Origin of the sequence: Nostoc sp. ChiSLP03a (genome assembly GCF_034531215.2) — a bacterium.
GTDB lineage: Bacteria > Cyanobacteriota > Cyanobacteriia > Cyanobacteriales > Nostocaceae > Nostoc.
On the sequence record NZ_JAVRBQ020000036.1, the window covers coordinates 78488 to 90653 of the forward strand.

Below are 12166 nucleotides of genomic sequence, written 5' to 3' on the forward strand. Positions count from 1 at the left end.
ATTTGTCATTTGTCATTTGTCATTTGTCATTGGTCATTAGACATCTTGCATGCAAATTAAAATTCTGTTTTTTGTCATTTGTCATTTGTCATTTGTCATTTGTCATTGGTCATTAGACATCTTGCAAAAGTAACAAATGCCAAGATGTTGAGCAAAGGTTAAAGGTTACTGGATTTGGGAAAATTCTATATCTTTACCCTTTACCCCTTACCCTTTTCCCACAATGTCAAGAAGTCTATTAGTGATTGGTCATTATGCCCCATGCCCAATGCCCCATGCCCAATGCCCCATTCTCAATCAACCTGTATTTCTCATCCCGGCTGCAATCCCATTAATAGTTAACAATGCTCCTCGCAGTAACTCGCCTTTGCTGTAACGAGAATGAATTACTCCAGAAGTAGCAGTAGTATTTTGGGACTGCCGTAGACGCTTGAGTAGTGAAACTTGAATAAATCCCAAGGGGACAATTGTCCCATTCCGTAACTGCACAGATCGTTGCAATATCGGATCGCCATCTAACAGTCGATTGTGATCGGTGATTTTTAACACCAAATCCCTTGTCAGATAGAATTCGCTAGCAATTTGCTCAAAAACCTTGGCAAAACGAAGTTGATCTTCTGGTTTTGAGAGTTCTTGGACGTAGTGGTGTGCCATTTGGATATCTACTTTTGCCAAGGTCATTTCGGCTTTAGAAATCACCATCTTGAAAAAGGGCCACTTAACGTAAAAGTAGCGCAGTAATTTCAAGTGTTCTTCTGGTTCTGCGTTCAAGAATTCTTGTAAGGCGGTGCCAACGCCATACCATGAAGGAAGTAAAAAGCGAGTTTGCGTCCAGCTAAATACCCAAGGAATAGCTCGCAGACTGCTTAAATCTTTTTTACCAGATGGACGACGAGCGGGACGGGAACTAATTTGCAGTTGACTAATTTCTTCAATGGGGGTTACTTCGTGGAAGAAATCAACAAAATCAGGCTGTTCGTAGATTAAAGCTCGATAATGTTGACGCGATCGCGCTGCTAATTCTTCCATAATCTCATTCCAGGGTTCAATATCATCAAACCCTGTCCGCAAGAGGCTAGCTTGAATCACAGCCGTGGTGATGGTTTCCATGTGGTACAAAGCCAAGTCCAACAAGGAATATTTGGAAGCTAAAACTTCTCCTTGTTCGGTAATCTTGATTCGCCCATTGATACTATGACCTGGTTGAGCCAAAATCGCTTCGTAAGCAGGGCCCCCACCTCGTCCCACAGAACCGCCGCGTCCGTGGAAAATTCGCAAATTTAGATCGTAGTTTTCTGCTATTTGTTGCAGTGATTTTTGAGCTTTATGAATTTCCCAGTTACTGCTTAAAAAACCAGAGTCTTTGTTGCTGTCAGAATACCCCAGCATTACTTCTTGTAAGTTTGGGGTGATGGAGGAGGCAGGGGAGCAGGGGAGCAGGGGGGCAGGGGAGGTAGGGGGAGCAGGGGGAGCAGGGGGAGCAGGGGAGGGTGAATTTTCGTCTGCACCTTCTGTTTTTGTCTGTTCGTAACCACCAGCTAATAAAGCGCGATATAACGGCAGTTCAAACAGTTTTCGCATGACGCTTCTGGAGCGTTGTAAATCTTCTACTGTCTCAAATAGCGGGATAACTTGAATAGTTCCGACGGCAATGGCGGGGTCAAAAAGTCTGGCTTCTTTAGCTAAAAGCAATACTTCCAGCACGTCGCTCACGTCGCGGCACATACTGATAATGTAAGTTTGGCAGATGTTCAGACCAAATTCTTGTTGGAGCGATCGCACGACGCGAAAGGTTTCAATGACATCGTTGGTTTTTTCGGAAAATGGCAATTCTGCCGGAATTAATGGCCTGCGGGTTTGCAGTTCTCCTGTCAGCCAAGCAACTTTTTGCTCCTCGGATAGTTCGTTGTAAGGTTGGGGTAATATTTGCAGGTATTCCAGTATTTCATTGAGCGCGTCGGCGTGGCGGGATGATTCTTGGCGGATATCTAACTGTGTCAAGTTAAAGCCAAAAATTTCTACCTGACAAATCAGATTTTCTAATTCTCGACAACTTAAACCTGTTTCTGTCAAGTTGCGCTGAATCATTCGCAGTTCTGCTAAAAAATCGGCTCCCGAACGATACAGGGGGCTGTCTTGATTTGTTGGCGTTTCCCGATTGTACAAAGCGAGATTGCGATCGCGAGTATTTTCCAGCCGTTTCAGTACGTAAGCCAGTTTGAGCCGATAAGGTTCTTGTCGATAACGCAGTGCCAGTGCATCGTAGACTTCACTCAATTGGGACTGATCCAATTCTAGAGATTCCAGTAAGTCTGGTAAAACATCACTCCAGTGCATCGACACACTCAACAATTCAATCAGATTTTTCACTGACTGAATATATCTCCCGATCACCATTTTGCGCTGATAGCAAGCTGTTTTCCAGGTGATTTCAGGTGTGACTGATGGGTTTCCATCTCTGTCTGAGCCTACCCATGAGCCAAAAGAGCAAAAGTTTTTACTCGGTGGTTCTAGCCTTGGAAAGGTATTGGATAGAGCGTGTTTGAAACGTTTATACAGTTGGGGAATGCCATCAAATAAAACTTCTTGGAAGTAGTGCAGGGCATAATCTACTTCATCTAGCACTGTGGGTTTGAACTGGTGAAGTTCGTCTGTACGCCACCACAGGCGAATTTCTTCAAGCAATTGTTCGCGGACATCTACTGCTTCCCAAGGATATGCTCCTGGTGTACTCCCAGAGTGATTTTCCAAGGTATCCAGTTTTTGCAAAAGTTGTACCACCTGTCGCTGCTTATCTCGGATGGTATGACGAACAATTTCCGTGGGATGCGCTGTAAAAACTAACCGCACATCCAGATGTGCAATTAAACGTTGAATTTGCTGGGGTGGTACATTCAGTTTGAATAAATAGGGAAACAAGGCAGCAAAAGTACCTTTTGGTTTGACTTGCGCCTTTTCGAGATAATTCTTTTTGAGAAAGGCTGCTGCTATTCCCTTGCTAACAGGCGCATCATCTTCTCTTTGATTGGAGGAATAGTTAACATTAGACGGTGTTTCCGGCTCAATAGCCTCTGTTTCTGCTTCATAACGGCTCAATTGCTGCCGTTGTTCGTATTCCTGCTCTATGATGTTAATCAGCTGAAAATACAGAGCGAAAGCACGAGCCGCGCGAATTGCTTCGTTGATATTTAGTTGTTCAATTAATTTGACGGCTGAGGATGCTTGGTCATTTGTTGCTTGCCCCTCTGGCGAACATAGGTCGCGCAACTCACGCAACAAGTCTACCATATTTTGACCGCATTCTTGCCGGAGAACTGACTCCCACAATTCTTCCACTACCTGGAGACGATGACGCAAAAATAATTCCGACACCGGGTATATATCAGCAGTTTGAGACGAAGAGTATAAAAGGGAACCCATATTCTCTATTCTTGTAAAGCTAATTACTGTTTACGGTTCTAGGTTTTGCACTTAATGCTCACCGGGTTGTTCCTGAGCAAATAATTATTTGGTGTATATCTTCTCATCTTGATTGATTTCGCGTTCATCTGGGAAATCTAAATTGGGTAGGCGATCGCCTCGAAATAATTCTTCACTAGCTTCTCCTATGGCTTCTAGTGCTCTTACTGTAGTTTTTCCAGTAATCAGCAGCAGTAATATAGACGCTGTACCTATTTGTAAAAGGAGCGATTGAGGAATGGGAAACAAATCCAGATTGGATGCGGGTTTAGGTGAAGACTGTTGGTTGGTAGGAGGCATTGCTAATTTTTGGTTATGGGAAGGATGAGTAAAAAGCAGTTAGGAGTTAGGAGTTCAGAGTTAGGAGTTAGGATGACTCCAACGATAAAGGAATGGAGTTGAAATGAGATAAGCTGATTATTTGTTTAGCCGATCCGGGACATTAGCGTAGTCGGACACAAATCCGGCTTTAAAGGACAAGTCATCAGCCAGTCATATAGAATTATTCTGACTCCTAGCTCCTGGCTCCTAACTTTTAACTCCTAACTCCTAACTCCTAACTTCTGATTTCTGACTCCCTATTAGTAAAATAAACGCAAAACTCAACATTAGTCAGACTTGCAACCTATACAAGACTATCTTGTCCGATTTTGTGAGCTACGAAGGTAACAAAATTGTTAAAAAAAAATGTCAGAGTGTGATAAACCTATGGTTCTAGTTTACGAGTGCAGGCACTATCCCCCAACCATCGCTGACTGTAAAGTTAACTGAGCATGAAAACAGTAGTACCAGATCGCCAGCAATCCTTAGTGCAATGGGTAAGCCAAGCAACAGGGATCAACACTTTCGGAGTGAAAGTCCGGTTGCGGGGAAATGACCTTCATATTCTTTGTGAAGGTACAGAATGTCCGCAGCGTTGGCGTACTTTGTCTGATTTGCTGCAAGCACTACAGCAAACAAACTTAGATATCCTCACAAACAGCGAACAAACCTCAATATATCAAGTATTTGTCTATGGCCGCAGAAAAGGGGAGCAGCGTCCCTCGTGGTGCCATCGGGTTCACTTGAATCAAATAGATAAGCATCTCGATCAGGTGCAACAAGCGCTGCTAGCAGACTCGGAAAAATTAAAACAATCGGGTGGGGCGCTAATTGTCTCTAACGAAAGTTTGGCACGCCAAGGGAATCCAGAAGCGATCGCTCGATATCTGAGCGAAACTCTGAGTACGCTAGGTGTATCAGTACAGGTAAAGATTAAGCTATATAAGCCCAAGAATTCTCAGGCAGAAGAAAATCGCCTGTGGGTATTTTGCCAGTCAAGTTATAGCCCTGATGCATCGTTGCTTGCCGAACCAATAGCACAAAAGTTGCGTTATCTCAAGCTTTCCGGCTACCAAGATGCCGTAATTGTTTCTCAGGTAAGCGGCGAAACTGCCCCTGATTGGCTGCTGCGGGTGGATTTGACGCCACCAGAGGTGATGCTGAAAGAGTGGGCGCGTTGGGGAGATGTCCAAGCGATCGCTCGATTATTAGCTGAAGTTTTATCAGGATTAAAAGTTGGTGTCCAAGTTTCTTTGAAAGAATCAACGCTACATATTTTTTGTATCCCAGCTTTCGATCCTTTAGGAACTGCCCCGATCCCAGACAAAGTAGCGTGCTTAGAGGCGATTTTACCGCAGCTAGAAGCGATCGCTCCTCAAGCCATTCTCGCCGCCACTGTATATGGACAAAAAGCAGGCGACAAAGAACCGACTTGGATTGATTGGCTGAGTTTACCCGCAGCAAACCATCCCGTTTTTGCCGTATCACCACTTGATTTGGCAAATACTGGTGATGAACCAGCGATCGTATTTTTACTAGAGCGCTTACTCAATCCCGATTTGGATTGGCGACTACTGACAGGGGGAATTCGCGTACTTCTACTGAACAAAAATGGTTTATTGCACATTATGTGTGATGCACCTGTTTGTCCACAGCGACAACAAGTAGCAAGTAAAATTACGCAGTTTATCCGCCAGTTAAAAATTTCCGGTATCATGGGAGTACGTATATACGGTCGCCGTGCTGGGAATAAAGAACCTTTTTGGCATTATGGTGTCGATCTTGAACATCGCCAACGTTTAGTACCAGAAGCAACCCCAGAATTTGCTGCTACTTCTATATACATTAACGATTTAGTAACATCTGAGACTAGTGAGCCAATTTTGCGCCCAGACTTAACGACAGAAGAAGTTCAAAATTTTGTAACCGAAGTAGCGCGAGATTGGATAGCAACGGCGAGTTCGACTGCGAGAAAATTCCTGTTGAAAAGCCAGCTATTTACCGAAAGCAACGAGTCAGCGGAACGTAACCATGATGTTCAAGGAATTAAAATTGCTCTGGTTTGGGGAACACTAGGATTATTGCTCACCCTCCAAACTGATTGGTTATTGGGTCGAATTATTGCACGTAATACGCCCACGCCAAAAGTAGCTAGTGCCACCATCCCATCTCCATCTTCCGAGCAAAAGGCATCTTTGACATCTGGGAAAAATCAGAGTCAGAAAACGACATTTTTTAGCAGCACTTCCAAGACAAAATCTCCTCCAAATCAGAGTTCTGTATTTAATGCTTCGGAATTTACCCAGACTGATGATACCCCAAAAAATAATTTGGCAGCTGCACCACTGAAGGAAAAAGCAACCGCAACAGCTATTCTTTTAGCAGCGCGATCGCAGATGCCAAGTTTTAATGTTAGGCAGTTAGACGAGCAACTAGCACTGTATAAACAGCGTTTAGCTAGAACTGGTAATCCCCCAGATGTGTTGATTATTGGCTCCTCCCGCGCCCTCAGAGGAGTAGATCCCGCAGCACTTTCTAAAGCTTTAGCAACTCAAGGCTATCCAAATCTTGATGTGTTTAACTTTGGAATTAACGGTGCTACGGCACAAGTTGTAGACTTTGTGATTCGTCACGTTTTGGAACCATCAGAACTACCCAAAATAATTATCTGGGCAGATGGGGCGCGTGCTTTCAACGGTGGACGCGAGGATATTACCTTTAGATCGCTTGCTACATCCGTTGGTTATAAGCAAGCATTCCAAAAAACAGCAACCACTGCAAATAGCAATGATCTACCAGAGAATACAGTAAATTCTAAAGAAGAAAAGATAAAGGAAGAAAAACAGGAGATTAGTACTTATGAAGCCGTCAATCAGTCGTTAAATCAGGCTCTAGCCTCTGTTTCTGCTAGCTATCACAACCGCGACCAAATTAAAAGTTTACTGCAAAAACAACTGCTCTTATTTGGTAAGAATCAGACAGTTGTATCACAAAAACAGTTGACAGACGGTACTTCGGATGAAAGTATTTCCCAGCAAGCCGTTGACTTTGATGGCTTTCTACCTTTATCTATTCGCTTTAATCCCACGAGATACTATCAAAAACATTCTAGAGTTCCTGGAAATTATGACAACGACTATAAATCTTTCCAAGTAGAAGGACAGCAAGATACTGCTTTTCAAGAAGTGCTTCAGTTTACCCAGTCTCAGAAAATCTCCTTAGTATTTGTCAATATGCCTCTGACGGCAGATTATTTAGATCCAGTGCGTAAACAATATGAGCAACAATTTCAGCAATATATGTTGCGTTTGGCTACTAATCCCAACTTTATTTATCGTGATTTGAGCCAACAGTGGCCAAAAGTAAATGATTTCTTTTCCGATCCTAGCCACCTCAATCGATTTGGTGCATACGAAGTATCAAAAAAGCTAGCTAACGATCCGATGATTCCTTGGCCAGTGAAGTAGGGAGTGGGGATGAGGGAGTAGAGGGCAGAGGACAGGGGGCAGGGGGCAGGGAGCAGGGAGCAGGCGAGAATAACTAATGACCAATGACCAATGACAAATGACAAATGACTAAAAAATGAACTTTATCTCAATTTTCTATGGGCTGTTCTTATTGAGTGTGTTAGGAATTTACTGGTCTTTAGCACAACATAAATTGCGATTATGGACGCTGCTAATTGCTAGTTTGGTTTTTTACTCCTCTTTGCACATCCAATATATACCATTACTATTAGCATTGACGTTTATCAATTTCCGTATAGGACTGAAAATTGGTAACAACACATCACCAGGGAAACATTCTCTTGACTGGCAAATTTCTAATGAAGAATGGCAATTTGCTCAAGTTGATTGGAATCGTCGCCGCTTAAAGGTTTTGTGGGTGGGTATAATTATAAATGTTTTACTGCTATTAGCTTTTAAGTATTTTACCCCTTTATTTAAGTTTGTTTTTCATGTTCAAACAAACTCACCAGATAGCTCTTTTAAATTAATTGCACCTTTGGGAATTTCATTTTTCACCTTTGAATGTATTGCTTATTTAATAGATGTCTATCGCGGTGCTCCTGCTACTGATAATTTTCTCAACTTTGCTACGTACAAATTATTTTTTGCAAAACTGATTTCAGGGCCAATTACGCGCTACCACAACTTAGCAAATCAATTTAATACATTAGAATTACCCAATACTAATAGAGTAGCCCAAGCACTGTGGTTGATTGCTAGGGGCGCAGTCAAAAAAGGTATTTTTGCAGACCACTTGGGAATTTTCGTCGATTTATGTTTCGGTAATTTGCAACGGGCCGGTAGTACGGATCTCTGGTTAGCTACATTCGCTTATGGCTTGCAGTTATATCTAGATTTCAACGGTTACGTAGACATTGCTCGTGGTAGTGCTATGCTTTTCGGTTTAGTTCTACCTGAAAATTTCGACTTTCCTTATTTCAGCACCAATATTTCCGAATTTTGGCGGCGCTGGCACATGACTCTAGGAGATTGGCTACGTAACTATGTCTACTTTCCGTTAGGTGGTTCGCGTCGCGGTTTAGTCCGTACCTGCTGGAATTTATTTACTGTGATGTTAATTGCTGGTATCTGGCACGGTGCTGCTTTAGGTTATGTCGTTTGGGGTATACTCCACGGATTAGCTTTAGTGGTTCATCGACTTACAGATTCTATAAGCAATCGCTTTGAAACTTTAGAACAATTCTGGCAAAATCCTCTGGGTATCTTTGTCGCTTGGTTCTTAACTCAACTGATGGTTTTTACCTCTTGGATTTGGTTCCGTCTACCTAATCTCCAAGACTCTTCTTTGGTAATTCGGCATCTTTGGGGTTATCCGGCTGACGCCCAGTTTGCTGAAAAGGTCTATGTCGAAGCCTTAAATATGAGCCAATCCCAACTCGCTTGGGTACTTCTAGGTTTAGCTGCGCTTATGGCTGTAGTCTATGCATTCAATCGAATGCTGAAGTTAGAGTTTAACTGGCCCCTTAAGCTTGTCTTCGTCCCCCTATGTTTTTACGCTGTTTGGTTATTAGCTCCTGAAGGCAGTTTGCCCTACATCTACTTTGATTTTTAACTGAACCATCAGACAATGTAAAACTTAATATTTCGTTACAAGTTAGCAAGAATTAAAATATTTCCCATCGGCTAATTGTAAAGAAACGTAAAGTTAAATAACGAGGCGATCGCTTCATTAAAAGCGATAGCTAGTTTATTGTTGAAATAGCTGAAAAAGCCTGAATCCATTACTTTTTATCTGCATTATTTATAGAAGGAAAACTTTACAGTTCGATCAGCTTGTTAAAGAATTATGTTACAGAATATTAAGTCACAGTTCGCGTCAAAGTAAATTCATGTAGACTGTATTTCAACAGGCGAAAATAAATCCGCTTGTTGCATATTTAACAAACCATAGCACTTATAAAACCATGACCACAACCTTACAACGGCGCTCCGACGCTAATGTATGGGATCGCTTCTGCGAGTGGGTCACCAGCACCGACAACCGTATTTACATCGGTTGGTTTGGTGTGCTTATGATCCCAACCCTACTAGCTGCTACAACCTGCTTCGTAATTGCTTTCATCGCTGCTCCTCCTGTGGACATTGATGGCATCCGCGAACCAGTTGCAGGTTCTTTGATTTACGGAAACAACATCATCTCTGGTGCAGTTGTTCCTTCTTCAAACGCAATCGGCTTGCACTTCTACCCAATCTGGGAAGCTGCTTCCTTAGATGAGTGGTTGTACAACGGCGGCCCTTACCAGTTGGTAGTTTTCCACTTTTTGATCGGTTGCGCTGCTTACCTGGGTCGTCAGTGGGAACTTTCTTTCCGCTTAGGTATGCGTCCTTGGATCTGCGTAGCTTACAGCGCACCTTTGGCTTCCGCTACCGCAGTATTCTTGATCTACCCAATCGGTCAAGGTTCATTCTCTGATGGTATGCCTTTGGGTATCTCTGGAACCTTCAACTTCATGATTGTGTTCCAAGCAGAACATAACATCTTGATGCACCCCTTCCACATGTTAGGTGTGGCTGGTGTATTCGGTGGTTCATTGTTCTCTGCAATGCACGGTTCTTTGGTAACTTCCTCCTTGGTTCGTGAAACAACTGAAACCGAATCTCAAAACTACGGTTACAAGTTCGGTCAAGAAGAAGAAACCTACAACATCGTTGCAGCCCACGGCTACTTCGGGAGGTTAATCTTCCAATATGCTTCCTTCAACAACAGCCGTTCACTGCACTTCTTCTTAGCAGCATGGCCTGTCGTCGGTATCTGGTTCACTGCTTTGGGTATCAGCACGATGGCATTCAACCTGAACGGTTTCAACTTCAACCAATCAGTAATTGATTCCCAAGGTCGCGTCATCAGCACCTGGGCAGATGTGATCAACCGCGCTAACCTGGGTATGGAAGTAATGCACGAGCGTAACGCTCACAACTTCCCCCTAGACTTAGCTGCTGGTGAAGTTACTCCTGTCGCTCTGACTGCTCCTGCTATCAACGGTTAATTCTGAAGATTTCGCTAAATAAAAAGCGCCCCTCAGAAATGAGGGGCGCTTTTTTGTTGTAATTATTTTAAAACGAAGCGTTTAATAAATCCTGTAGTAAATTTTGTTTTATAGCGATGTTTCCACATCACAAAGCTAGTAATGAACAAAATCAATGGTGCAAGTCCGACAAATATATAGAGTATACGGGTTGGTAAGCCACCAAAAGTGCCGTAGTGTAGAGGAGTAAAGGAGTTGAGGACGCGATCGCCTAACAACGACTTCAAGCTAAAGCAGAATTAATCGAAGGAGTCATCTACGTGGCATCACCCCTGCATTTTAGAAGTCATGGCCAACCTCATGCACAGTTATTATCTGGTTGGGAGTTGATCGAGTTGTTGAGCGTTTAACTTAGCAAAACTTAAATATAATGTCTTGAAAAATACAAATTATTAATGTAAAACGTGATATCAGGAGCCGGGAAAGTTTCCCTTTTTTCAGACAGTCTCCCTTGGGAAATTAGTTAACAGTATTTTTGGTGTGAGGTAATTGCAGAGAGTCCCGGCGATTAGGGGGAAGGTATTTGGCGAAAGTCTTTGAAAACAGCTTAATTCTCAATTCTTAAAAATTGGGAAAGTTTTTTGTCAGCCATTTATAAACAACACAGTTATGACCACAACTCTAGGAAGAAGCGAAAGCGGCAACCTGTGGGATCGTTTCTGTCAATGGATTACTAGCACCGACAATAGGCTTTATATCGGTTGGTTCGGCGTTTTAATGATTCCTACCCTATTAACCGCTACCATCTGTTTCATTATTGCCTTTATTGCCGCACCACCCGTTGATATTGACGGTATTCGGGAGCCAGTTTCTGGTTCTTTATTATACGGCAATAACATCATCACTGGTGCTGTTGTACCCACATCTAATGCTATTGGTTTGCACTTCTACCCAATTTGGGAAGCTGCTTCAATGGATGAATGGCTCTACAACGGCGGCCCTTATCAACTCATTGTCTTGCACTTCTTGATTGGTATTTTTTGCTGGATCGGTCGGCAATGGGAGTTAAGCTATCGTTTGGGGATGCGTCCCTGGATTTGCGTTGCTTACTCCGCTCCCGTAGCTGCTGCAACTTCGGTTTTCTTAATTTATCCAATTGGTCAAGGTAGCTTTTCTGACGGGATGCCTCTGGGCATTAGCGGCACGTTTAACTTCATGTTCGTATTCCAAGCCGAGCATAACATCCTCATGCACCCATTCCATCAACTGGGTGTAGCGGCGGTGTTCGGTGGTTCCCTGTTTTGCGCGATGCACGGTTCTTTGGTGACTTCCTCTTTAGTTAGAGAAACGACTGAAAGTGAATCTCAAAACTACGGATACAAGTTTGGTCAAGAACAAGAAACCTATAGCATCGTAGCGGCTCACGGCTACTTTGGGCGCTTAATCTGGCAATATGCCAGCTTTAACAACTCGCGTTCCTTGCACTTTTTCTTGGCTGCTTGGCCTGTAGTTGGGATCTGGTTGACGGCATTGGGCATCAGTACGATGGCGTTCAACCTCAACGGGTTTAACTTTAACTAGTCAGTTCTTGACTCCAAAGGTCATGTAGTTAATACATGGGCAGATGTGCTAAACCGCGCCAATTTGGGTATAGAAGTGATGCACGAGCGCAATGCTCACAACTTCCCCCTGGATTTAGCAGCGGGTGAGGCAGTACCTGTGGCTTTGCAAGCGCCTGTAATTTATAGCTAATAACCCAAGTTGCGGGTTATCAAGCTGTGGGTACTTTGCACTTGAATAGTCGTGCGCTCGTTCAGGACGAAGTGGCGGTTGCACGTCGCGCAACCGCCACCTCAATTAACTCAAAAATACAGATACTGAATTAGATTA

General features: G+C 43.2%; 6 protein-coding genes and 2 pseudogenes. 5 read left to right on the top strand and 3 right to left on the bottom strand.

Translation table 11 applies throughout. The annotated features are described in order from the left end of the window. Nucleotides 1-297 precede the first annotated feature (297 nt). Entirely contained in the window at nucleotides 298-3420 is a 3123-nt protein-coding gene (locus RMY32_RS05755; protein ID WP_322713170.1) for a phosphoenolpyruvate carboxylase, read from the bottom strand. A gap of 84 nt (nucleotides 3421-3504) precedes the next feature. Continuing rightward, on the bottom strand, nucleotides 3505-3759 hold the full coding sequence (locus RMY32_RS05760) for a hypothetical protein (RefSeq protein WP_322713171.1): 255 nt from the start codon (nucleotides 3757-3759) through the stop codon (nucleotides 3505-3507). A 473-nt stretch (nucleotides 3760-4232) separates the two neighbouring features. On the opposite strand from RMY32_RS05760, the gene RMY32_RS05765 reads away from it, so the two are divergent. The 3 genes from RMY32_RS05765 (at nucleotide 4233) to psbA (RMY32_RS05775) (ending at nucleotide 10297) form a co-directional block, all read left to right on the top strand. Then, a complete protein-coding gene (locus RMY32_RS05765; RefSeq protein ID WP_322713172.1) occupies nucleotides 4233-7247 on the top strand; it encodes a DUF1574 family protein in 3015 nt (1004 codons plus the stop codon). 115 nt (nucleotides 7248-7362) lie between these two features. Next, complete coding sequence (locus tag RMY32_RS05770; RefSeq protein ID WP_322713173.1) at nucleotides 7363-8862, top strand: MBOAT family protein; 1500 nt, start codon at nucleotides 7363-7365, stop codon at nucleotides 8860-8862. Nucleotides 8863-9214: 352 nt separating this feature from the next. After that, nucleotides 9215-10297, top strand: a complete 1083-nt coding sequence (gene psbA / locus RMY32_RS05775) for a photosystem II q(b) protein (protein ID WP_322713174.1) — start codon at nucleotides 9215-9217, stop codon at nucleotides 10295-10297. Nucleotides 10298-10359: 62 nt separating this feature from the next. Here the strand turns inward: psbA (RMY32_RS05775) and RMY32_RS05780 are convergent, their stop codons facing one another. Next, nucleotides 10360-10563 carry a PepSY-associated TM helix domain-containing protein gene (locus RMY32_RS05780; RefSeq protein WP_322713175.1) on the bottom strand — a complete coding sequence of 68 codons (204 nt, stop codon included), beginning with the start codon at nucleotides 10561-10563 and terminating at the stop codon, nucleotides 10360-10362. Between the two features lie 3 nt (nucleotides 10564-10566). Between RMY32_RS05780 and RMY32_RS05785 the strand changes: the two are divergent. Both RMY32_RS05785 and psbA (RMY32_RS05790) read left to right on the top strand, forming a co-directional pair. Continuing rightward, nucleotides 10567-10664: pseudogene (locus RMY32_RS05785) on the top strand (Uma2 family endonuclease); the annotation flags it as partial. 281 nt (nucleotides 10665-10945) lie between these two features. Beyond that, nucleotides 10946-12028 (top strand): annotated as a pseudogene (gene psbA, locus RMY32_RS05790) (photosystem II q(b) protein). Nucleotides 12029-12166: the final 138 nt, after the last annotated feature.